Origin of the sequence: Clostridium mobile (genome assembly GCF_018918285.1) — a bacterium.
Classification (GTDB): Bacteria; Bacillota; Clostridia; order Clostridiales; family Clostridiaceae; genus Clostridium_AW; species Clostridium_AW mobile.
Genome location: NZ_JAHLQF010000004.1, coordinates 551,842 through 576,406 on the forward strand (window position 1 = coordinate 551,842; position 24,565 = coordinate 576,406).

Consider the following 24,565-nt stretch of genomic DNA (forward strand, 5'->3'; position numbering starts at 1 on the left):
CACTCATATGCTCTATCCTTTAACGCAGGATTACGGACAAACTTACTATTACTTCGGTTCTCAACTCCAAGGTGATTTTCCTTAAAACTTAACCTGTGGATTTTCACCAAACACCACTCTCTTTAAAGTATAGGAATTAAGTACTTTTCCTCTTCACAGTTTTATTACACTTAAAATATTTTATTACACTTAAAACAAGTGTTTAATATAATTAAGCTTAATTATATTATAAGGAATTTTTATTGTCAATTTTTTTTACTATTTTCCTAAAGATTTTAGTATACCATTAGCAATAGCCTGTGCAGCTTTCTTTTGGAATTTAGGATCTTTTAGATTTTTCTCTCCATTAGGATTACTTAAAAATTCTAACTCAACTAAAACTGCTGGAGCATCAGTATATTTTAACACATAGAATCCTGCCGTTCTTATCTTTCTATCTACTGTACCTAAATTACTAATTAGTTCAGTTTGAATGTTTTGAGCTAAGTTTTTACCAGCAACGCTATCTTTATCATAATAAGTTTCCGTTCCATTAGGCGCAGGATTATTCTTTATGGAATTACAATGTATTGAAACAAAATAATTCCCTTTTACGCTATTACCTATTTCCGTTCTTTTTTGTAAATCCTCTCTTTCATTAGATGGCCAGGATACTTTATCGCTAGTTCTTGTATAAACAACCTTCACTCCATTTTTAAGAAGTATATTCCCTACTTCCATACCCACTGCCAATGTTACATCTTTTTCTCTAACACCTGTAGGTCCTACTGTCCCTGGATCATATCCTCCATGCCCTGGATCTACTACTACTGTATATCTGCTGTCCCCTTTGAGAGTAACTAGCAAGGTTAAATATACTTTCCCACTGTAACCTGCTACTGTTCCAGTATAGCTATATGTTCCTGCGCTACTTGTATCTACAGTAGTACTATCCCAAGTTACTGGTTCATCTTTAACTTCACCATTGCTTAGCGTAGCTTTTACCTTATCTGGTAATATAAATTCTTCCCCTTCTGTTACAGTATGTATAATATCTTCTACTGAAGTTATTTTGTTATTATTGTTACCGCTGAAGTCCTCTGTCTCTTTGAATCTTATTATTCCACCTGCTATTGCTTCAGCAAATTTTTGTTGCATCTCAGAAGTGCTAACTTTCAACTCTTCTATAGGGTTATTCAAAAATCCTACAAATACTTTAGCCATTGACATATTGGCAGCACTTTTTTCTGGAAAGTCTCCAGTTTTAACACCCCTGCTTTTAATATCAATACTTCCTTCAACTTTTTGTTGGATATTTTCTGCAAGTTTTTGTCCTAACAAGTCTCCCTGTAAGTGATATGTTTCTACACCTGTGGCTTCTACATTGCCTGCAGTATTTGTATGTATGGTTACTCCAAAGTAATTATAATCCTCATTGTTAACTATACTATAACGGGATTTCATATCATCTTTATCCCAATTTACATTATCGTCTTTTCTGGTATATATAACTTTAATTCCGCTTTTTTCTAATATTTCTCCTGCTTTTAACGCAATGCTTAATGTTATATCTTTTTCCATGTTTCCATTAGGGCCTACAATTCCTGTATCACTGCCACCACTGCCTGCATCTAATACCACAGCAAATTCCTTATTGTTTGAAATCGTTTTATTTTTTATTGTAAATTTCATTTTAATGGGTTTACCTAAGGGTTTCCCTGAAGCTTTTTGAACTTTTTCATTCACATATAAATAATAAGTTTTTCCCGCTTCATATTTCCCATTATCTTTTAAAGAAACTGTCACTCCCTTTTTATCAGAAGAAATTACTACATTTACAGGAATGGTTTGTCCACTTTCATTTGTTACATAAATATTTTTATCATTTATAGTGCTTTTATTTAGTTCATTATTGAACTTAATGGTCCAAACTTTATTTTCCTCTACGCTTTCTTTAGTACTCCAATTTCCAAAGTCTGTACTTGCTTTAACGTAATTTCCTCCAAAGAATCCAGTAGCCACAAACAATAACATTGTAAATATAGTTATTATTTTCCTATAATTTTTTTTCAAAAAACCACCCCTTTTTACAGCATCAACTTTTAATACGATTTATTTTTAATTTCGTCACACATACATTCATTATAATATAAAATTACATATATTCCATATTAATCTACGGTATATTTTAAAAATTTATTATATTTTTTGTCTCTAGAGGTTAAATAAATAAGATTTATTAATTGTCTTGCACAAAAATGCTTATCAATAGAGCCACAATTATACTTACTACCATAGAAACTTTAACGTCTATTTTAAAGAAATACGAAATCAAAATAACAATGTCTGGGATAATAAATATTGTTCCTATATAAAAAGAACTTCCTATATCATTTATAATACTGCCATCTCCAGCATTAAGAGGATATTTATATGATAAAATAGAATAAATTATTATTGCTAAAAAAATGGTACTAAAATATTACTTACTTATTTTTTTCTTTTCCATTAAAAATTTATTATGAACATCCTTTAAAGCTACAATTAGAGCTTTCTGGGCAGTACCTAAAAATCTATTATTTATTTCATTAATCATATGATCTAAATCACTTATTAAGTTGTATCCAACAAGTATAGACTTTATGAAATCAGAGGTCACATTGCTAATGGCATTACATGTTATGTCTATTATCTCACCATTATCTATATTAATTATTAATCCAAGAAAAAAGCCATTATACATAATTGTAATTGGATCTGTACTATTTGCTCTAGATATTCCTGTAATATATATAGTATTTTTTTCATAATTCATACAGTACCACTCCTTAAATTTATATATTCGAAATTTATATATTCGCACTAATTAGATTATACAACATTTTCAATAAATAAGAGCAACAATTATATTATATCAAAAAATTCAGACTGTTAAATATAAAATTAACAGTCTGAATTTTCAATATAACGATATTGCATAACTCAATTACTAATCGTTGTATTGTATTATTTCTTGTGGCAATTCTAATTGTAGCATGCCCATTATTGTATGATATTTATCTTCATCCCCTGTAGTATATACCTTAAAGGCTTTACTTTCTTCTTCTTTTAACCATTGTTTTTCTTCTAGATATTCCTTCATAGCCTCTGCTTGTTGGAAAGCCGGATTAATAAAGTTAATTTCTGGATAACATTCTTCAAATATATCCTTTACTATTGGATAATGAGTACATCCTAGTATTACTGTATCTACACTTTCTTTTTCCAAAATACTATTAACATGAGTTCTTATTATTTCCTTAACTTCTATTCTATCTATCTTTCCGCTATCTACTATAGCCGCAAGCTCTCCTGAGCCTTTTCCATAAACTTTAATATCCCCTAACATTTTATCATAATATCCACTATTTACTGTAAAATTAGTTGCTATTAATCCAACTTTTTCTTTTCTTAATACATTTCTAATGTTGTCCACTACTGGATCAATAACTTTTATTATCTTAACATCATAATCATCACTTATAAGATCTATAATGGTGGAAATTGTATTACATGCCACCCCGATAACTTTTACGTTTTGGCTAATTAAAAATTCGATCATTCTTCTAGTAAGACTTATAATTTCTTCTTGACTCTTGTTTCCATATGGCACATTCTTGTTATCACCAAAATATATTATATTTTCCTTTGGTAGCAACCTTTGAAGCTCTTTTACAGTAGTAAGTCCTCCTACTCCTGAATCTAACACCCCTATTGGACTGTTTTTTGTTATCATTATAAATCAACCTCCACAAAAAATTAAAGCCGGTTCTCCCTTTTAGGAGAAAACCGGCTTCATTATATTTTTATATACAAAATTTATATACACTAAGTTTGTATACCAATATAATGAACGGTGAATATTAAATTCACTCTCATTTAAAAATATTTTAACAAATATGACGCAGCTTGTCAATATTTTTTCTTTTTATTATTTTTTCTGAATATTTTTCGACAATTGTATAAATATATATATTAAATTAATAATTTATAGGAGTGTGGAAAATGAAAATTACCTGGTTGGGCCATTCTTCCTTTATTATAGAAGATTGCAAAGGAAGAAAATTACTTACAGATCCTTTTAATGATTCCATAGGATATGAGGTCTTTAAAGGAGATATAGATGTTGTAACTATTAGTCATCAACACTTTGATCACAATTATAAAGATAATATCAATTCTGAAAAAGTTGCTGTAGTGGAGAAGGTGGGATTTTTTAATCCCTGCGATATTCCTATACAGGGCATACCTTCCTATCACGACAAGGACCAAGGTACGAAAAGAGGAGAAAATATAGTATACCTATTTCAAATGGATGGTTACAAACTTTGTCATTTAGGAGATTTAGGTCACCTTTTATCAAAAGAAGATATATCAAAAATTGGAGGCGTTGACGTACTATTTATACCTATAGGAGGGAATTATACCATAAACGGTAAGGAAGCTTTTCAAATAACTAAAACAATAAAAAGCCATGTAATTATACCTATGCATTATAAAACTCCAGACTTATCCTTTCCCTTAGAAGGATTGGAAGTTTTTCTAAAGTACATAAAGAAAGGTAAACGTATAAATAGCAATTCTATCGAGCTGACTGATGATCTAAAGAAACTTGATGGAGAATTATTAATATTAGATTATAAATAAAAAATAAACCTTAGTTTAATTGAATTTTTTCTCTTAAACTAAGGTTTTACAATTAATTTTAGTTATGTTCAACATGAGTTAAACCAGCATTAAAAATCTCACCTATATGCTCATCATCCAGGGAATAAAATACGGTTTTTCCCTCTTTTCTGAACTTAACAAGTCTTGCAGATTTAAGAATTCTAAGTTGATGAGATATTGAAGACTGGCTCATACCCAATACATCTGCAATGTCGCAAACACACAATTCTTTTTTAAAAAGAGCATATATTATCTTAATTCTTGTATAGTCTCCTAAAACTTTGAATAAATCGGATAGCCTTGTAAATGTCTCATTATCTAACATATTTTTCTTAACACAGCTAACACAATCGTCATGAACATCACAACAGTTGCAAACCTCTATTTCTTCAAGTTCTCTCATTTTTTCACCACCCTTAGATCAGTTGCTTTATCATTGTACTATCCTCTGACTAATTTCCTTTTATTATATACTCATTATATAGTTTATAATTTATTTATTCAACTTAATAGAGGTACTTTATTCTGTTCATGATTATTTATAGTCTCAATTATTAAATCTAAACATTGAGTAAATAATATTATAATTTCTCCTTCTATTGCCCTATCCATGGCATATATTATTGCATCTTCCTCTTTGTAAATAATCTCTAAACTATTTATGTCAAATCCTTTTGATATAACTCCTTCTTTTATTAAACTAGCGGACTCTCCCTTTTTTCTACCTCTTAGATCAAACTGCTCTCTTATTATTATATGATCACTATACTTGGCAGATATTTCTCCTAGTTCTTTTATGTATCTGTCCATCCTATCTCCAGGAGCAGCTATTATTGAGGTTATTCTATTAGGATTAAATTCCTTAGCTAAATTAAATACTTCTTCAAAGGCTTCTCCATTATGTCCATAATCTAAAATAATCTTATATTTATTCATGTTTATTATATTTTGCCTTCCAGGATTTAAATATAGATCACACTCTAAATTACCTATTATATCTATAATTTTTTCAATATTTCCATGTATATAGTAAGTTGCTGCTAGTGAAGAAATTATATTTAAGATATTACTTTTAGACTTTCCATAATAAGTGAATGGGATTTTTCTTACGTTTATAATCTTACTTTCAATACCATTTTTACAATGTATTATATAATCATCCCTTACATAAAAGGCTTCCCTACCTTCTTTTATGTGTTCCTCTATCAATGGATTTTTTTCTAAATCATACAAGCATATGCCTATATCATTTCTACAAGAAAATAAATGGGATAATTCCTGTTGAGCTTTTAATATAGCCTTTCCTCCCATTTCTAATTCTTTTATAATTACTGACTTAGTGTTAATTAATTTATCCATATCCTCTGTCCCCTCCATGCCTACATGATCTTCAGATATGGATGTTATAATACCTATATTCCCTCCTTCGTAGCCTAACCCATTTCGTCCTATGCCTCCTCTTGCCGTTTCTAATACAGCTATTTCCACTTTTTCATTAGTTAAAATCTCTCTTGCACTTAAAAATCCTGTAGTATCTCCATCTCTAATTTTCTCATTTCCTATAAATATACCTTCTGTTGAGGCCAATCCTGTCACATAGCCAAGTCTTTTAAATATATTATAAATTAACCTTGCTGTAGTTGTCTTACCATTTGATCCAGTTATTGATATTATGGGTATGGCTCCAACTTCATTCTTTATGTTTTGTAGAAAAAACTTTATTATATCATTTTTTATATTAGTCAGTTCATCTTTTATATTAAACACGCATCCCAAATCTCTTACCTTTAATGCGTTATTTTTCTCATCTTCATAGAAATCTATATACATAAATTCAATTCTAAAAATCTTATATATACTATTTATTAGTTCCCTAAGCCCTAACCCTTCATTTACTCTTTCATACTCTCCATTTGTATTTATTTTAAACACTTTGTTATTTCTACCTTTATAGCTAATTACTCTGTAACTTATGTCTCCATTATAAGCTAGGGCATATCCATAAGAATTAATGATATTATTCACAACAGTCATCAACTCTTCAGTATTTTTACAATTAATATCTATATTATAATCTTTCGAATAATTACATATATTTATTGGATATTGTATATCCATAATATCTTCCTCTATTAAATTATATAGCTTTTTCATCTCTACTCTAGGAAGATTGTTATATCTTAATAATCCATATAAAGTATCTCTGTTTTTACTTCTGATTACCATTGGATCATTTTCATAGCTCTGATATTCATCACTTATAATTATAGATCTTCGCCCATAGCCTAATTGATATAATCCTTCTGAAAGCTCAATTGTTGGAATTCCCTCATCTTTAGCTAAATCTATAATTGTAAAAGTAAATTTATCTTGAAATAGCTTTTTAATCTTATCTCCAACTTTCTTCACACTAGAATTTTCATCCATTATATTGTAAATTATATATCTACATAAATTCTCTCTTTTATAGGTAGCCCAAATAATATATCCTTCCTCTTCCTCCTCTATTTCTATTATTTTTTCATCATATCCAATATATTTGTATACTCCTAAATATTTTTTCATAAATTCATTTAAATCTACTTTATTAGTAGATTTAACTTTTATTTTCACTAAACTTTTTATACCCTTAATATTGTTTCCTTCAAAAAAATTTATAAAAGAAATATGCATAATTTCACCATCCTCAAAAACCATAATAATATAGGTTCTTAATTTACAAGAGAAATTATGCATATTAAAATTTTAAACTTCCTCGTATAATATAATATGTTTTAGTAATACACTTTCCTTCACATCAATTATCCTTTGATTACTTGAGCCTTTGTATTTTAAATGGTGGCTGTATTTATCCATCTCAAATCTACCGTCTACTAGTATATCAATATTATCTAATAGCTCTTTCCACCCATTATTTTTATCTAAATGTTCAATTATATATTCAAAAGTATATCCCGTATAGCACCAAATATTAAGGCCCTCTTTTTTTAAAAGATACGCTAATTCACTTAGATTTTCGGCTTGCTCAAAAGGTTCTCCCCCAGAAAAAGTAATTCCTTTTATTAATGGCATATTGCTCTCTACTCTCTTAACAATATCCTTTATATTAGCCTTTTCTCCATAATCAAATCCCTGCATGGCTACATTATGACATCCTGGACAATGATGATTACAGCCGGACAAAAACAATACAGCTCTTAACCCTTTACCATTTACCAAAGAGTTATCTAAAAACCCTGCAACTTGAAGTTCCTTCATATTACTCACCTTTATTGTAGAATTTAATTCCATTAGTGTGTGATATTCTATCACTTCTTTCTGCCACTTTTCCACTTCCAAATCTTTCATCTAAACTTAAATATCCTGTAACTCTTGAAATACCCTGTATATTTAAACTTCCACATTTATTACACTTGCACTCATTATTGCTTAAATACGTGCCACAATCTCTACAGTATTTTATGTGAAAGTTTATTCCTATGTAGCTTATATTAGAATGTGTATAAGCATATTCTAATATATCCATTATTACATCCTCTGTTGGATAATCATCTAACTCTATATAAGTTATGTGTCCTCCATTACAAACTTTATGGTATGGCGCTTCTATATCTATTTTCTCTTTTATTGATATAGAATGTTCAACTGGAACATGGAATCCATTTGTATAATAGTCTTTATCAGTAACGCCTTCTATTTCTCCAAACACTTTTTTATCTTGTGCTATAAATTTTCCACTTAGTCCTTCTGCAGGAGTAGCATAACAAGACCAGTTTAAACTTGTTTCTTCTGTAGTTTTATCTGCAAAATCTCTGATATATTGTATTATTTTCAATCCTAATTCCCTTGCTTCTTCACTTTCACCATGATGTTTTCCTATTAGCGCTCTTAGTGTTTCCGCAAGTCCTATAAATCCAATTGCCCAAGTTCCTTGCTTTAATATAGGTTCTATGCTATCTTCTGAACTTAAATTTTCTGCACCTTTCATCAATTCTTGTCCAGCTACAAAAGGTAAATCCTTAACTCTTAATCTCTTAAGTACTTCATATCTATGTAATAAAGAATCCTTAGCCATATTTAACCTATTATCTAATAAGCTAAAAAACTTATCTAAATCTCCTTTAGCCAATATACCTACCCTTGGTAGATTAATTGTTGTTGGAGCTATATTGCCTCTAGCCTTTACTGTAGGCTCTCCATTTACATTGCTTTGAACCCTTGTTCTACAACCCATGGTAGCTGGTAAGTATCCTTTTTCATAATACTCCAAATTAAAATCAGCATCTATATTCATAAAAGTTGGGTTCATTCTCTTGCTTGCCACTCTACATGCCAATTTAAATAAATAATAGTATGGATCTGATTGCTTTTTATTCACCCCATCCTTTACCCTAAAAATTATATTAGGGAAGATAGGCTGTTCTCCCTTACCTAATCCTTTTTCATATTCATTTAAGAATATCTCACATATCAACGCTGCATCTTCACTTTGAGGTATTCCTATATTAATGGAACTGAAAGGCACTTGAGAGCCTGCTCTTGAATGCATAGTATTTAAGTTATACACAATTCCCTGCATAGCCTGGCTGATATTTTTTCTAAGCCTTCTCTCAACTAATTTTTCTATTACTGAGTCTTCTAATCCTACTTCTTTATATTCTTTCTCTATTTCAACTCTTGTTGGCCCAACAAATACAGCCATATCATTATCAAAATCCGGATGAGATTGTCCTCCAAACATATCATTTTGTGTGGATTGAAGAAGTATACAAGATAACTCACAAGCAGATTCTATTCTTTTAGGTGGCCTTATATAACCATAGCCTGTGTTAAATCCTTTTAATAGTATTTCTTTAGTTGGTATATGTAAACAATTTGTTGTTAAATTGTAACTATCTAAATCATGATAGTATACATCCCCATTTTCATGGGCCTTTGCTAAATGCTTAGGCATTATAGATAAATTGTGCCATTTATTGGATTCACTGGCTATTCTTAATAATTTTGAAGAAAAATTATTTCCAACATTAGCATTATCTCTATCAGTTTCTACTCCTATTTTCTCTATTGCCTTCATTAAATCTGATTTTATTTCTCTAATTTTAGTTCTTTCTTTTCTGTAGTTAGCGTATACAATCCCTATTTCTCTATATCCATTTTCTAATAAAATATTTTCTACTAAATTTTGAATTTCTTCTACAGATATTTCTCCGCTATCTATATCTTCTAATCTCTTAATAATTTTCTGAGTTAGATCTATAACTTCACTTTCTTTTAAATTATATGCAATCTCCTCTGATGCTCCTTTTATAGCATTAGTTATCTTTGTGGTGTCAAAGGAAACCCTTCTGCCGTCTCTCTTTACTACATGTAGCATAAATTAATACCCCCAACTACTATATATTGTGTTTGCACTGTGTAATTATACTATGGTAATAAATATTTGGCAATTTTAAAATTAACTATATTACAATGATATATGTATTTACTATTCTCTTTCTTTATCTCTTTCTTTATCTTATATATATTAGCAGCTTGATATTTTTTTTATTATGCTAAATAGATTTAATATTATCTTTAGTACTACCAAATAAATACATTATTTGGTAAAATATATATAGTATTTTTATAGGAGTTGTTAATATGAAAAAAATTTTAGTTTTAATATTTTCAATTTTTTTATTGGTTGGATGTAATAAACCTCCCGAAATAAAAGAAGAAGTCAAAAAAGAACAGCCTAAAGAAGAGGAAAAATTCTTTTCTCCCTATACTGGGGAAGAAATAGATAAGGATACTTATTTTAAAATTCCATTTATGGTAATAGTGGAAAACTCAAAGACTTCTAGACCTCACTCTGGATTAATTCATGCAGATGTAGTTTATGAAACTATGGCCGAAGGTGGAATATCGCGATTTATGGCAATTTATCATAAAGATGATTCCCCTAAAATAGGTCCTGTTAGAAGCGCTAGACCATATTTTTTAGATATAGCAATCGAAAACAATCTTCCTTTTGCTCACTGTGGATATAGTGAAGAGGCTAAGAACAGAATAGAAAAAGAGAAACTTCCTAGCTTAAACGAATTTTTATATGAAAAATTTTATTGGAGAGATAAAAATAGGCCCTATGAACATAGCCTATATACTTCATCTAATTTAAGAGAACTTATTAAAGAGCAAAATTTAATTAAATCTCCAAGTAAATCTTTATATTTTAATAGTGATTTTTGGCAAAATACCTTGGATAATGCTGAGAAAGTATCTTTAAATGTGAATAAATACTACAATACTTCTTATGTTTTTAATAATAATAAATATACAAAATATATGGATGGAGAAAAATCTATTGATGCAGAGAAAAAAATACCTATTGAAGTTAATAATATTATTATACAGTTGACGGATATTACTTTACAAAAAGATAATCTACATATAGATGTGCGTCTTATAGGGGAAGGCGATTGTTATATTATAAGTAATGGCAAATATATAAAAGGTCGTTGGTCAAAGAAAGATTCCAATTCTCCTACAGTTTTTCTAGATAAAGATAATAAAGAGATTCCTTTATCCCCCGGTAAGACATGGTGGCATATCTTTGATAACAAAATAAAAGTTGCCATTGAATAGATTTTTATAAAAAGTTCCACTGTATTTAAATATTACAGTGGAACTTTTTTTTGTCCTTATACATTTCTCTGTCCGCCATTATCAAAATTTCATCTGGTTTAATGTTTTCTCTTGAATTAACACAATATATACCATAACTAAAGTCTAAACTTAAATCACCAAATTTTATTTTATTGATCTCTTCTTTTATATGAACTACCCTTTCATTTGCCTTTTCTAATGAATAGTTTTTTAAAACAATTACAAATTCATCTCCGGATATCCTAGCACAGATATGACCTCTAACGTTACTACTAATTACCTTAGCAAATTTTTTAAGAGCTCTATCACCCATACAATGTCCGTAAGTATCATTTATTATTTTGAAATTATTTATATCTATAGCTACTACTGATAAAATATCGTCACACTCTTTAATCATTTTAACTTCGTTTTCAAATAATTTTCTAAAATATCGTCTATTAATCAATCCGGTCAACTCATCATAATTAGCCATAAATTTGAGCTTATTTTGTATATGAGTATTTTTAAGTACTAGTTCTAAATCTCTTTTTATATAATCCATAAAGGTTCTATCTTCTTCGGTAAATATTTTATTTTTACTAGTACTATCTATATTTATTAATCCTATTAATTTATCATCAATGTAAATGGGGGAACTAATTGTGCATGCTATATCCAACGCATTGTTTGTCCTTAAATATTCATTTTTATCTACACTTAAAAAATTTTCATCAAACTTTGAGGGATTTTTTATAATAATGCTTATTTTTGAAGTCATATTACTAATATATATTTCTTCCTTAGAAAAAGATATACTCTTTAATCTTTCCGAATATCCTATTAAAGTTTTGAAATAAAATTTATTGTCTTCATTTAGTAGTAATATACTCCCCTTTGATGCATTGGGAATTAATTGAATTGCTGTACTTAGAATAATATCATATAATTCTTCTTCATTTTGTGTATGTACTATCGTATATGCAATTTCATACAATGCTTCTTTTATTTTTTCTACCTTTCTTATATGTATTCTCATTTTATTTATACTAATAAATTGTATACATGTAAAAATTATAAGGGTCAATAAAAGTAGATCCTTTAATATACTTTGCATTTTATCCTCCATAGTCCATTTTATAAATAATGGAATGAATACCATTATATTTAATATTAATAAATTCATTAAATAATGTAAACAATATTTTAAGAATATATTTTACGGAGGTATAAATGCAATGGTTGGTAGAATTATTGATATGAATAATACTGAAGTATTTGTAAGCTTTGAAAATGGTGTTACCATAGATGTAAATAAATTCAATTTACCATCAAATGCAAAAATAGGTGACACTGTAAGAATTGATCCTGGAACTCCTAGAATATCCAATTCAAAATTAGTAGATTTCTTTTAATTATTTAAAAAATAAGGAGAGATAAATATCCCTCCTTATTTTGCTCTTATATATTTTACTTTTCTATATTTTATTCTTCTGTTGAGATAGCATTTGTAGGACAGCTATCTTCTGCTTCCTTTGCAGCATCTTCTGATCCATCTGGAACTTCATCTACTGTAACTACAGCTTTTCCATCATCGTCCATTTCAAAAACATCTGGAGCAATACCTGGGCATAATCCACATCCAATACAAGTATCCTTATCTACATGTGCCTTCATAATATAACCTCCTTATTAAATAAAAATTATACTTTTATTTTTACCTAATTATAATCTATTTATAACATAACTTATGTGGAAAAAAAACCTATTTAAACAATTTATATGAATTTATTAAAACTTTTTAATATTTCTTCATATTCTTTATTTTCTAATACAAACTTCTCAGCCTCTCCTCTTTCCAGGCTATCTGATAACTCTAAATTTATAGGCATCTCAGCTAATAAAGGTACTCCTAAATATTCAGCATGTTCTTTTGCAGATTTTTTACTAAATACGTTTATTTTTTCTCCACATTCTCCACATTGAACATAAGACATGTTTTCTACTACTCCTATTATCTTTACATTAAGTTTCTGAGCCATGATAATCACTTTCTTAACTATCATAGAAACCATATCTTGAGGCGTTGATACCACTACCATACCTTCTACTGGAATACTCTGCATGATTGTAAGTGCTATATCTCCTGTTCCTGGTGGCATATCAATAAGAAGATAATCTAAGTCTCCCCATTGAGTATCAGTATACATTTGAGTTAAAACACCTGTTATTACAGGTCCTCTCCATATAACAGGTTCTTCTTCTTTCTCTGTAAGTAAATTTAGTGATATTACTTTTATTCCTGATAATGTTTCAACTGGAACGAACTTCACTTCCTCACTATTTTCTACTGCATATATCTCTGCTCTTTTTTCATTTATACCAAAAAATCTAGGCATAGAGGGTCCTGTTATATCACCATCTAAAACACCAACCTTATATCCAGCCTTGCTTAATTGCGTTGCTAGTATGCCAGTCACTGTAGACTTCCCTACTCCACCTTTACCACTTATTACCCCAATAATATGTTTTACATTACCATGCTTAGGTAATAACTTAGAACATCCTGATTCCTTAGTATTACAGCCTGATTTACTTGGACAACTATCACAATTACTCATTATAACTCCTCCTCTTCCGTTAATCTTAGTTAATTAATATTAATCCATATTCACATAAGTATACTATTCATATCTTAAAGCTTCTATAGGGTCTAACTTAGCCGCTTTTTTCGCAGGATATATTCCAAAGAAAATCCCTACTGCTGATGAGAAAAGTATAACCCCTAATACAGCTTTAATTGAAACCAATGGATTAATTTTAGCAAAAATGCCTATTACCTCTCCTCCAATTATACCTAAAATCATACCTATTATGCCACCTATTAATGATATTATTAATGACTCTGTTAGGAACTGTATTAAGATTACCTTAGTCGTAGCACCTATAGCTTTCCTTATTCCTATTTCTTTAGTCCTCTCTGTTACGGATACTAACATTATATTCATTACTCCTATACCGCCAACTAATAGAGATATAGCTGCTACAGCACCTATAAAAGCTGTAAATATGTTTAGTACTCTATTAACTTGTTCCATTTGCTTTAGTATACTATCGACTTTATAGACCTCTTTCTCCTTATTATTATGCCTATTTTCTAAAACATTTTTAGCTCCATTTCCCGCACTTTCTAAATCATTCTTACTAACTGCCATGATATTTAAAGTATCTATATTGTAATCATTAGGATATAATAACTTCATAAAAGTGACGGGAGTATAAATAAATGCTGGCATATTGGCTTCTGATGCATCGATAAATGGACTTGTAAATCCTTTTGTTACACCTACTATTAAGGCCTTTTTTATAGATGATTTTGGACCAAGCTTTAAAGTTTCCCCTACAACATCTGAATATCCAAATAGGCTTTTCGCAGAATGTTCATCGATAACTACAACTGCCTTCCCTTCTATATATTCTCTTTCATTAAAAAATCTCCCGTAAACTATTTCTTCACTTGATATGTACAATAAATCACTATTACCACCGCTTATAATAGCACTTTTAGATGCTTTTCCTGAATCAACCACTCCGTTCTTTTGTATCAACGGAGATACATATTTGACCTTTTCTACTCTGTCCTCTATAGCCTTTATATCCTCAAAAGTTATATAATCACTGTTAGAGGCCTTGGAGGAATTAACCTTTAAGGTAATTGTAGATGATCCTATCTTTTCAAATTCCCCCGTAATTGTCTTTTGTGCTCCATTGCCTAAAGACACTATAGTTATGACAGAGCTTATTCCTATAATTATACCAAGCATAGTTAGAAAAGACCTTAATTTATTAGCTCTTATACTATCCATTGCCATTTTAATATTCTCTATAAAATTCATTAGGCTCCCCTCCTCCAGCAATTTATCTCATCATAAAATAATCCTGTTTTTAACCTCTTCATCAAAAACTATTTTTCCATCTCTTACTCTTATTATTCTTTTTGAATATTGAGCAATATCCGGTTCATGAGTTACCATTATTATAGTAGCACCATCTTCATTTAGTTTTTGAAATATACTCATTATATCTAGGGAAGATTTTGAATCTAAATTTCCTGTAGGCTCATCCGCCATTATAACTGAAGGATTATTTACTATAGCTCTTGCTATAGCCACTCTTTGCCTCTGTCCTCCGGATATTTCATTTGGTTTATGATGAATTCTATCTAATAACCCCACCTTTTCTAATGCATTTAAAGCTTTCTCTTTTCTTTCCTTCTTTGATACTCCACTATATAGCATAGGTAATTCAACATTTTCTATCACATTCATCCTAGGTAATAAGTTAAATGATTGAAAAACAAATCCTATTTCTTTATTTCTTATATAGGCCAATTCATCCTCAGATAAATTAGACACATTCTTGCCATTTAAAATATACTCACCATCATCAAGTCTATCTAAACACCCTAATATGTTCATTAATGTTGATTTACCTGAACCAGAAGGTCCCATTATTGCTGTGAACTCTTTTTTTCCTACGTTAATATTAACTCCATTTAAAGCAACAAAATATGAGTCTCCCATCTTATATTTTTTTATAAGATTTTTTATTTGAATCATCTTACCAACTCACCTTAACTTTCTTTTACAAGGGTTCCATTTATAATGTTAGTGCTAGGATTTAATATAACTTTATCTCCTAATGTTAGTCCTTCAAGTATTTGAACTTCCATATCTGACTGGAAGCCTGTTTTTACCTCTCTCTCTATAGCCCTATCCTCTGAAACTATATATACAATATTTCTGCCACCCTTTTCATTTTTAATACATTCAGTTGGAATTTTAATGGTCTTATCAACTTTTCCTGTAAGTATATCTATATCAACATCAAAATTAATTTTTAAATCTTCTACCTTATCTACTATGTCTACAGTAGCATCAAGAGTTTTTTCTCCTTCCATAGGTGATGTTGGCTTTTTAGCCACAGGTTCCATAAATGTAACCTTTCCATTATAATTTTTGTTTCCATTTTTTACAATAGCCATTTGACCAACTTTTATTTTTGCAGCATCATACTTGCTTAAAGATATTATAACTTTTAAGTTATTTACATCCTCAACAACAATTACTGGTTGCATTCCATTATATATAGCTCCATCTGCCCCATTTATTGCAGTTATGACTCCATCAAAATCAGCAATTATTTTAGATTTTATTTCATCCTTCTTCTTTCTTGTTGAATCCAATACAATCTCAGCTAAAGCAACAGCATTTTCTGACTGCTTTAGCTTCTCATTAGATATATTTTGAATACTTTCTCTTTGCTGCTTTAATGTCTGCAACTGAGATAAACTATTAGGATTTTTACTACTTTCTAGTTCATGGATTTTTTCATCTAGCTTCTTTTTATTTTCTTCTATATTGTCCCTTTGTCTCATTAAATCTTTTTTCTGTAAAAGTGCGTTTTCGTACTGTATTTCAGCCTGTCTGATGCTATCATCTACATTTGGCACATCAAATTCTACTAATGTTTGCCCCTTTTTTACCTTATCACCAAGCTTCACATATAGCTTTTGGATTTTTCCTTGATTCGCATAGTACTCCTTTGAGTTTTTTGATTTTATAATTCCTGTAGTAGATAAATAAGATTTTATTTCTCCTTCCTGAACAATAGCTGTCTTTACTGATATGGGTTTTTTACCCATTTTTCTCATATAAAAAAATGAGATTATAAGTACGATTATAAATATGGAAATAATCCAAACGAAATTTTTCTTCTTCATCTTCCCTCTGCCTCCTCCCTTAATTAAATCAAATTACCCCTGTCATCAATTTAGATATCTATATTATTGACAATTGTGTATTATTTATTTTGAATTTCAAATAAAAAAATACTGCAACTAAGTTGCAGTATTAAAAATCTTTAGGTTTTTCATTAGATACATTTATATTCCAATCTGTATTCTCATATTCACCTACTATATAATATTTTGTTTCCTTTTTACTTTTCTTATCATAGAAAGTTACAATTGATTTATACGAAGTTCTTTTATATCCTTGGGTTTTTACTGTCATTAAAATATCATACTTAGTATTGTCATCTTCTATTAAAGTAACTCCAGAAAATTTATTATTCAGTCTATACTTTAGATTCTCTAAATCCGCAGACAATATAAATTTACTTACATCAATATCATCATTTAAATTTATACCTATAGTTTTATTGCCTTTATTTTCTTTGGTATATTCATTAAGCACACTTATTATTGAGCTATAGTATATATCTGTAAAGTCCTTAGGAACTCTTATATTCCAAAAGCTTTTTATTATATCATTGTCTATTCTTTTGGAAACTATATATACTTTATCGTCACTATATAAATTACCGCCATTCTTCTTATCTAGTCCCGCGATATATTGAAATTTATGAACTTTATCATGTGATTCGTGTATTTCAAATATATAATCCGGTTTTAAAGTTGACTTCTCCTCTACTTCTTTGGCTGTAGACAATATTTTATATAGTTCTTCTATAGCTGTCTGATCTGTTACCACGAATCTATATCCCTTATCCCTTGTATTTTGTATGACGATTTTATCAACTTTATTCTGTTTTATATATTCAAAATCATTATTCTTTAGACCTAGTCTCACCTTCATTGAATCTACTCTACTGCAACCACTTAAAAACACTGGTAATATTAACACTATAATTAACAAAATATACTTTACTTTATCATCTTTAGTTTTCTTAAACAATTTATTTAACCTCCTAGGTTAATTTGCTCTTAAATCTATTTAAATTAAATATAACAATTCCTATTATAATAGCAAATATGCTAATGAATTGTGATGTTGACATCATTCCTACTGTTCCTCTCGGATCATCCCTTAAAAATTCAATAGCTATTCTTCCTATACCATATATTATAGCATACAATGCAAAAATTCTTCCTGCATTTTTATTCCTTTTACTATACCATATTAGGAAAGCTGCTAATGAAAAATCAAAAATTGCAGAATAAATTTGAGTCGGATGTCTTAAAACTCCTGGTGTTACGAAAGGAGAGTTGGTAAAATCCACTCCTATAGGTAGAGTAGTAGCTCTTCCATAACAACATCCAGCAAAAAAACAACCTATTCTTCCAAAACCTTGGGCTAAAGCTAAGGATGGCACGATTAAGTCAAACATTTCCAATGCATTCCATCCTCTTTTTCTACAATATAAATAGACTCCTAAAGCTCCCCCTATTATTGCACCATATATTACAAATCCATAGCCTAAATCCTTTAATGAACTAGGATTATCAATTATATATTTAAAATCTGTTATTATATATAATAGCTTGCCTCCAAATACCCCTGACACTATCCCTATTATTATCATATTAAAAATATGATCTTCATTATATTTCTTATCCTTAATTCTATAGTTTAACAATAATATAGCTGATAAAATACCTATGGCTATCATTGTGCCGTAACCATATATCTCTCTATTAAATATCTCAAACAAAACTGGCCTCATCTAGTTTATCCTCCTTAGGCACCTTTCTATCCTTTGTTAATCTCTTATTATCATTTGCTAATCTTTTATTATAATTATAACATATAATTTATTGATTTAAATTATGTTTAAAAGTTTGAATTATTGTTTTAAATAATGTGGGCATATTCTCCTTAAAATTTTCTTCCAAAACAAAGAATGAAAATCTAATAAGCTTATCTTTATTTTTCTTGAAATATTCATTAGATCTATACTTAGATCCATAATTATTCTTAACTGTGTATTCCACTAAATACCATTCCTCATTATTTATTTTTATCTTTTCTAGCTTATAATCAAGTATTTTATTTTCAGCTTTAGATATTTCTTCACTCTTTTTTAAAAAATCAGTTATGTCTTCTCTTAAATTCCACATTTCTACAAAGCCGTGTATTTTTAAATCTTTTGATTGAAAATCATTATGATATATTATTTCTTCTCCTCCGAATGACCTTTCGCTAGTATTCCACTCACTTGGAAGACTATATGTAGCCTCCCCTTTCGTAATTACATATTCTTTTAAAGAATTTATGTTATTCTGCATTAAAGATGTATAGTTAATCCTATCTCTAAAAAATTTTTGCGTACCAAACATTGTTAACATAAGTCCAATAATTATTATGGATACGCCTAATCTCCTCTTATTTATTAAAATGACTCTCATATCCCTACCCCTTTATAAATGGATTACTAATACAATATATGAGATTTTATTTAGAAATATTAATGAAAATAGGTATGCATATTTGCATACCTATTTTACAGGAATTAGTATTGTTGAAGTTTTAAAATCATAGAACATTAACCAATATCCTTCACATCTTCCTGAATTAGATGGTACCCATGTTACAAATCCAGTTTTACCAGCAAAAGGCTGATCTCTTTTTGATCTACTTCCTGGTATAGCATATACTAAACATTTCATTTTATCTTCTTTGTCACATTTATATCCAATCATATAATATTTATGTGGACTAATATAGTTATAATAATTAGCCATTGGATGGTATATAATGGAATGCCTATTCCAATTAACATGACAGCTCATATCACTTCTATTAGCTGCAGGTATTTTATACCATACGCATCTCTTTATGTCTTTAACTTCGTCTTCAAGCTTTTCAAAATCTCTAGCTAATTCTTTGAAGAATTTTCCTAACTTTCCTTTAGGCATCTTTTCATCATCCTCTTTATGACAATGATCACGCCTTATCATGTCCTCTTCTTGTATATCTTCAGCAACTTTTTCTATAATTTCTTCTGAATCATTTTCAATATCATTTTCATTTTCTCTCGTTATGTTTTTGTCCTTTTCCTCTTTAATACATTCAACGTGTTCTTTTCTTTTCTCATCTTCTTCAATTTTATTTTCTTCTATGACAACATCATGTTTTTCTCTAGTATTCTCATAGTGGATTTCTTCTTTTTCATCTTCCTTTTTTTCTTTTATCTCATCTTCATAGCCTTCATTTTCTTCCCTAGTATTTTCATTCTTTATTTCCTGTTTGTCTTCCTTTTCCACTTTAACTTTCTCTTCAATAACTTCTTCGTATTTGTCAAAAATACTAACTGGAGCAGGTTCTGGCTCTGGCTTTACCCTCTCCTCTTCCGACACATCTCTTTTTTGGGGCTCAATTATTGTGTATTGTTTCCATGCCGGAATGTCCGAAGTTAAAAATCCGTTTAAAACCGGTCTTACATCATTTCCCTGTAATTTAACAATTGCAGCTCCTGAAACATTTTCAATATCCATTCCAGTATCCCCTATATTATCTGAAGGATATTCATAAGAAACATCTGCTCTTCCGTAATCGTCTATGTTCAATTCTCCAATTTTAATTAATTTATTAGTGTCTTTTTTGCCAAGTATTAATATCATGTAATAGGGGATAGATTCTTTCTTTAGATTTTGCACATAATACGAAACTTTACACTTATTATTTTTTATCTCAAGTTTAACATAGCCAGTAGGTAGTTTATCAGAAGCTATGGCATATCCCTTTACCTCTTCATTTAATATAATAAAATATCTACTATAACTCTTTTTTTGTGCCAAATCAATGTACCTCCATATATTTTATTCATTATAATATATGAGTCACATTTCAAAAAGTGAACAAATTTTTACATTATAGTAATTCTTTTATATTATTAGATAGATTTGCGAATTCTTCTATGGATAAAGTTTCTCCTCTTCTTCTGCTATCTATACTAACATTTTGTAATGCTTCCCCTAATAAATCTTTATTTATTCCTAGGCCCTTTAAAGCGTTCCAAAGAGTTTTTCTTCTCATATTAAAAGATGATCTTATAATTTTAAAAAACAATTCCTCATCCTTTACATCTACTCTTGGCTTATTAAGCTTATCTAGCCTAATTACAATGGAATCTACTTTTGGTCTTGGTATAAAAGAAGCTGGTGATACTCTTCTTATTACTTTTACGTCACAATAATATTGAACTAATAAAGAAAGAGAACCATATTCCTTAGTATTAGGTTCCGCAGCTATTCTATCTGCCACTTCTTTTTGTATCATTATAGTTAATGATTTAAACTTATGGTTTCCCTTAAGTAATGAAGATATAATAGGTGTTGTTACGTAATATGGTAAATTAGCAACCAATTTTACTGAATCTTCTTCTTTAAGTAAATCGTTAAAGTCTACTTTCAATACATCTTTATTTATAATTTCAAAATTAGGAAACTCTTTTAGCTCTTCTTTTAATATTGGGATCAGATCTGAATCTAGCTCTATGGCTAAAACCTTTTTAGCCTCTTTTAAAAGTTCCTTTGTTAAAGTACCTACACCAGGCCCTATTTCTATTACAAAATCTTCTTTATCTACTTCAGCACCCTTTACTATATCTTTTAATACTCCATCATCTATTAAAAAATTTTGTCCTAAGCTTTTTGTGAACTTAAAATTATACTTACTTACTATATCTTTAGTATTATTTTGCATAATCATTCCCCTTACTGATTTTTTCTATAGCTTTTATGAACTCTTCCTTTGTTACACCATAATTATTTAGTCTAGTTAAAAATTGATTAGCATTTCCATATCCTATTCTGAGTATTTTACCTAACTGCTGTCTCTTTTCTTTAGAATCTTCTTTTCCACTGAGTCCAAAATAAATCATGTCCCCAATTGTGAAAGCTTCTCTCTTATCTTTGACTTCGCATTTTGCTTCTTTTAATGCGCTTACTATGGCCTTTGGTGATGCATTTTCCACACCTATATCTCCATCCTTCAATCCTTCTACTTTAGATATATAGGCATGCTTTACATCTGGTATTCTTTTGGATATTATCTTTCTTATCTTCTCTCCGGCAAAATCAGGATCAGTTAGTACTATTACTCCCTGCCTTTTATGTGCTTCTTTTATTCTCTCTATAGCTTTTGCATTTATACCAAATCCACCTACTGCTATAACCTCTGCATCTACTGCTCTTTTAACTGCGGTAATATCATCTCTACCCTCTACTACAATTACTTCCTTAATCATTTTATCCTCTCCTAATACCAAAAAAACAGGAGCCTATGGCTCCCTTTTTTATTTAAGTATATAAACATTTACTGATTTTACTCCCCAATTATTAGCTTGGTTATTGCTATCAAAATAAACATCTATTATATTTCCTTTAATAGCTCCACCAGTATCCTCCGCTATGGCATATCCATATCCTTCTACATATACTTTAGTTCCTAGAGGAATAACTCTTGGGTCAACTGCTATAGTACTGTAACCATTAGTATTTCTTCTCGCTGTAGTTCCTGTAGCCGTTATTCCAAAATATGGATCACCAGGATTCTTTCCTGTAGACGCGTAATCAGACGTATAGGCAGTTGCCTTCATTCTCATTACATTTGAATAACGCATATTAGAACCACGAGATGGAGTATAACTTCCTGTTGTTCCCATAGCAATTACTTTTTCAACTGGCTTCTTAGTAACCACTTCACTTATTACTTTTTTGGAAACTTCTTTTCCATTTTCATAAACTACCCTTGTAGTAACAGTCTTTTCTCCAGGTTTTCCTTGTTGAATAACCTTATTGTTTCCCTGTTGTAAACTAGTATCGCTTTTAGTAACAGTTGCAAAGTCTATAGGTTTTACTTCTTTTACTTCTTTGCTTTCAACTCTGGTTATCTCAACTTGTAACCCTTCTCCAAGTGGCTCCTCTTTAGATGGACTTACTCTGTCAAGCGCATTTAACTGTATTCCTTCTGCTGTTAACATAGTTTCTACATCATTTTCCGCAGATTGGATAGTTAAAGTTTTTCCATCTAACTTCAGTTCAACATTTACAGCTTTTTTAACATATATTTTATCCTTATCTTTTATATTACTGTCTAACCCTGGTGTTACTTTATCCTTTGATCCTATTTCTATATCATTCGCAGTTAAAGCTTCTTTTACGTTAGATCTAAATGTCGTTATTTTATTTTCTTTACCATCAATATAAACATATAAAGTTTTTCTAGTACCAGTTATTATAACAGTACTAATCATAATTAATAATACAGTAACAAAAACTGCCTTAGGACCATTGGAAAAATAATTTCTAATAGAATTTTTAAATTTTTCCACCACAAATACCTCCCTTTGGCAAAACGTAGGATTTCTATTATTTTGGACATTTGAAGATTATATCCTTAAAATTTCGTTTTGTCAAATTTCCTTATATTTTGACTGTCTAAATGCAACACTGTGCATAAATTTATAATAAATATATTATTGCGGTTTTTTTATGGCGACAGTTCTTAAAGGTGGAATTTGGGATTTATTACAATTTAAGTTATTATATTATATGCCAAATATTTAATTTTTAATCACTTGTAACAAAATAATTACCCTTTTTTTGAAAAAGATATAGAATCATTTTACACTATTATTTTATTTTTATCAACTCTTTCACATTTGAAATAGTTTGATTACTAAGTGTATCTATGGATATTTCTTTTATATTTGCAATTTCTTCCAATATATAACTTATATACTCAGATCTATTTCTCTTGCCTCTAAATGGTGTGGGAGCCATGTATGGACAATCAGTTTCTACTAGAATTCTATCTAAAGGAACTTCCTTAGCTACTTCTACTATTTTTTTAGCATTTTTAAAAGTAACTACTCCCGTAAAACCTATATAATAACCTAATTTTATACATTCTCTTGCAAATTCAACGCTCCCTGAAAAACAATGTATAACTCCCTTTACCTCTGGAAACATTTTTAGTATCTCCAATGTATCGGCATGAGCATCTCTATTATGTATTACAACTGGCAAATTCAGCTTCTTAGCTAATTCCATTTGTTTTATGAAAGCATATTTTTGAATCTCCCTAGGAGGGTTTTCATCATAGTAATAATCTAATCCTATTTCTCCTATAGCTCTAACCTTTTCATATTCTGTCATTTTTCTTATTTCTTCTATTAATTCATCATTAACTTTATCTGCATACTCTGGATGTATTCCTACTGCTGCATAGAATATAGAATTTTCTCTTGCCAGCTTTACTGAGTCTCTAGCACCTTGAAGAGACGATCCACAGTTTAATATTCCTACAACATTGCTCTGTTTTAATTCTTCTAGTACTTTCTCTCTATCTTCATCAAAACTCTCATCATCATAATGTGCATGTGAATCAAATATAAGCATTAATATTCCTCCTAAGTTTATATCATTAGTTTTATATTATTATTT

The 24,565-nt window shown here is 29.5% G+C and carries 24 protein-coding genes and 1 other annotated feature (1 of these 25 cut by a window edge); of the genes, 3 read left to right on the plus strand and 21 right to left on the minus strand.

Annotated elements, in window-relative coordinates; translation table 11 throughout:
• Positions 1–166: a binding site (T-box leader), on the minus strand (it extends 54 nt beyond the left edge of the window).
• A gap of 92 nt (positions 167–258) precedes the next feature.
• The 3 genes from KQI86_RS17860 to murI form a co-directional block, all read right to left on the minus strand.
• Complete coding sequence (locus KQI86_RS17860; protein WP_216440768.1) at positions 259–2,052, minus strand: N-acetylmuramoyl-L-alanine amidase; 1,794 nt, start codon at positions 2,050–2,052, stop codon at positions 259–261.
• Positions 2,053–2,461: 409 nt separating this feature from the next.
• Positions 2,462–2,794 carry a DUF3870 domain-containing protein gene (locus KQI86_RS17865; RefSeq protein WP_216440769.1) on the minus strand — a complete coding sequence of 111 codons (333 nt, stop codon included), beginning with the start codon at positions 2,792–2,794 and terminating at the stop codon, positions 2,462–2,464.
• Between the two features lie 174 nt (positions 2,795–2,968).
• Positions 2,969–3,754, minus strand: coding sequence for a glutamate racemase (gene murI, locus KQI86_RS17870; RefSeq protein WP_216440770.1), 786 nt, complete (start codon positions 3,752–3,754; stop codon positions 2,969–2,971).
• Between the two features lie 269 nt (positions 3,755–4,023).
• On the opposite strand from murI, the gene KQI86_RS17875 reads away from it, so the two are divergent.
• Positions 4,024–4,665, plus strand: a complete 642-nt coding sequence (locus tag KQI86_RS17875; RefSeq protein ID WP_216440771.1) for an MBL fold metallo-hydrolase — start codon at positions 4,024–4,026, stop codon at positions 4,663–4,665.
• Between the two features lie 58 nt (positions 4,666–4,723).
• Here the strand turns inward: KQI86_RS17875 and KQI86_RS17880 are convergent, their stop codons facing one another.
• The 4 genes from KQI86_RS17880 to KQI86_RS17895 all read right to left on the minus strand — a co-directional run bounded on the left by KQI86_RS17880 (position 4,724) and on the right by KQI86_RS17895 (position 10,063).
• Positions 4,724–5,089: an ArsR/SmtB family transcription factor gene (locus KQI86_RS17880; protein WP_216440772.1), complete on the minus strand. Its 366-nt coding sequence runs from the start codon at positions 5,087–5,089 to the stop codon at positions 4,724–4,726.
• 98 nt (positions 5,090–5,187) lie between these two features.
• Positions 5,188–7,299 (minus strand): Mur ligase family protein, encoded by a 2,112-nt coding sequence (locus KQI86_RS20550; protein ID WP_216440773.1) that lies wholly within the window; start codon positions 7,297–7,299, stop codon positions 5,188–5,190.
• Positions 7,300–7,431: 132 nt separating this feature from the next.
• The gene (gene nrdG / locus KQI86_RS17890) at positions 7,432–7,944 is read right to left on the minus strand and encodes an anaerobic ribonucleoside-triphosphate reductase activating protein (RefSeq protein ID WP_216440774.1); all 513 of its coding nucleotides are present in this window, start codon (positions 7,942–7,944) and stop codon (positions 7,432–7,434) included.
• Position 7,945: 1 nt separating this feature from the next.
• The gene (locus KQI86_RS17895; RefSeq protein WP_216440775.1) at positions 7,946–10,063 is read right to left on the minus strand and encodes an anaerobic ribonucleoside triphosphate reductase; all 2,118 of its coding nucleotides are present in this window, start codon (positions 10,061–10,063) and stop codon (positions 7,946–7,948) included.
• A gap of 266 nt (positions 10,064–10,329) precedes the next feature.
• Here KQI86_RS17895 and KQI86_RS17900 point away from each other — a divergent pair, with 266 nt between their 5' ends.
• On the plus strand, positions 10,330–11,313 hold the full coding sequence (locus KQI86_RS17900; RefSeq protein ID WP_216440776.1) for a DUF3048 domain-containing protein: 984 nt from the start codon (positions 10,330–10,332) through the stop codon (positions 11,311–11,313).
• A gap of 25 nt (positions 11,314–11,338) precedes the next feature.
• On the opposite strand, the gene KQI86_RS17905 is transcribed toward KQI86_RS17900, so the two are convergent.
• Positions 11,339–12,430 carry a sensor domain-containing diguanylate cyclase gene (locus KQI86_RS17905; RefSeq protein ID WP_216440777.1) on the minus strand — a complete coding sequence of 364 codons (1,092 nt, stop codon included), beginning with the start codon at positions 12,428–12,430 and terminating at the stop codon, positions 11,339–11,341.
• Positions 12,431–12,551: 121 nt separating this feature from the next.
• Here KQI86_RS17905 and KQI86_RS17910 point away from each other — a divergent pair, with 121 nt between their 5' ends.
• Positions 12,552–12,728 carry a DUF3006 domain-containing protein gene (locus tag KQI86_RS17910; RefSeq protein WP_216440778.1) on the plus strand — a complete coding sequence of 59 codons (177 nt, stop codon included), beginning with the start codon at positions 12,552–12,554 and terminating at the stop codon, positions 12,726–12,728.
• Positions 12,729–12,798: 70 nt separating this feature from the next.
• Here the strand turns inward: KQI86_RS17910 and KQI86_RS17915 are convergent, their stop codons facing one another.
• The 13 genes from KQI86_RS17915 to KQI86_RS17975 all read right to left on the minus strand — a co-directional run bounded on the left by KQI86_RS17915 (position 12,799) and on the right by KQI86_RS17975 (position 24,520).
• Positions 12,799–12,990, minus strand: a complete 192-nt coding sequence (locus KQI86_RS17915) for a ferredoxin (protein ID WP_216440779.1) — start codon at positions 12,988–12,990, stop codon at positions 12,799–12,801.
• A 101-nt stretch (positions 12,991–13,091) separates the two neighbouring features.
• On the minus strand, positions 13,092–13,934 hold the full coding sequence (locus KQI86_RS17920) for an Mrp/NBP35 family ATP-binding protein (RefSeq protein WP_216440780.1): 843 nt from the start codon (positions 13,932–13,934) through the stop codon (positions 13,092–13,094).
• A gap of 63 nt (positions 13,935–13,997) precedes the next feature.
• Positions 13,998–15,209, minus strand: a complete 1,212-nt coding sequence (locus KQI86_RS17925; protein ID WP_216440781.1) for an ABC transporter permease — start codon at positions 15,207–15,209, stop codon at positions 13,998–14,000.
• Between the two features lie 30 nt (positions 15,210–15,239).
• A complete protein-coding gene (locus KQI86_RS17930; protein ID WP_216440782.1) occupies positions 15,240–15,932 on the minus strand; it encodes an ABC transporter ATP-binding protein in 693 nt (230 codons plus the stop codon).
• Between the two features lie 14 nt (positions 15,933–15,946).
• Positions 15,947–17,095, minus strand: a complete 1,149-nt coding sequence (locus KQI86_RS17935; protein ID WP_216440783.1) for an efflux RND transporter periplasmic adaptor subunit — start codon at positions 17,093–17,095, stop codon at positions 15,947–15,949.
• 130 nt (positions 17,096–17,225) lie between these two features.
• On the minus strand, positions 17,226–18,071 hold the full coding sequence (locus tag KQI86_RS17940) for a YhfM domain-containing protein (RefSeq protein WP_216440784.1): 846 nt from the start codon (positions 18,069–18,071) through the stop codon (positions 17,226–17,228).
• A gap of 13 nt (positions 18,072–18,084) precedes the next feature.
• Entirely contained in the window at positions 18,085–18,840 is a 756-nt protein-coding gene (locus KQI86_RS17945; RefSeq protein WP_216440785.1) for a prolipoprotein diacylglyceryl transferase, read from the minus strand.
• An 88-nt stretch (positions 18,841–18,928) separates the two neighbouring features.
• A complete protein-coding gene (locus KQI86_RS17950; protein WP_216440786.1) occupies positions 18,929–19,522 on the minus strand; it encodes a hypothetical protein in 594 nt (197 codons plus the stop codon).
• A gap of 90 nt (positions 19,523–19,612) precedes the next feature.
• Positions 19,613–20,914, minus strand: a complete 1,302-nt coding sequence (locus KQI86_RS17955; RefSeq protein WP_216440787.1) for a DUF7922 domain-containing protein — start codon at positions 20,912–20,914, stop codon at positions 19,613–19,615.
• A 73-nt stretch (positions 20,915–20,987) separates the two neighbouring features.
• Positions 20,988–21,821 carry a 16S rRNA (adenine(1518)-N(6)/adenine(1519)-N(6))-dimethyltransferase RsmA gene (rsmA, locus tag KQI86_RS17960; protein WP_216440788.1) on the minus strand — a complete coding sequence of 278 codons (834 nt, stop codon included), beginning with the start codon at positions 21,819–21,821 and terminating at the stop codon, positions 20,988–20,990.
• The gene (gene rnmV / locus KQI86_RS17965) at positions 21,811–22,365 is read right to left on the minus strand and encodes a ribonuclease M5 (RefSeq protein ID WP_216440789.1); all 555 of its coding nucleotides are present in this window, start codon (positions 22,363–22,365) and stop codon (positions 21,811–21,813) included. Before rnmV ends, rsmA begins: the two co-directional genes overlap by 11 nt.
• Before the next feature lie 48 nt (positions 22,366–22,413).
• Entirely contained in the window at positions 22,414–23,454 is a 1,041-nt protein-coding gene (locus KQI86_RS17970; RefSeq protein ID WP_343216192.1) for a resuscitation-promoting factor, read from the minus strand.
• 298 nt (positions 23,455–23,752) lie between these two features.
• On the minus strand, positions 23,753–24,520 hold the full coding sequence (locus KQI86_RS17975; RefSeq protein WP_216440790.1) for a TatD family hydrolase: 768 nt from the start codon (positions 24,518–24,520) through the stop codon (positions 23,753–23,755).
• Positions 24,521–24,565 lie beyond the last annotated feature (45 nt).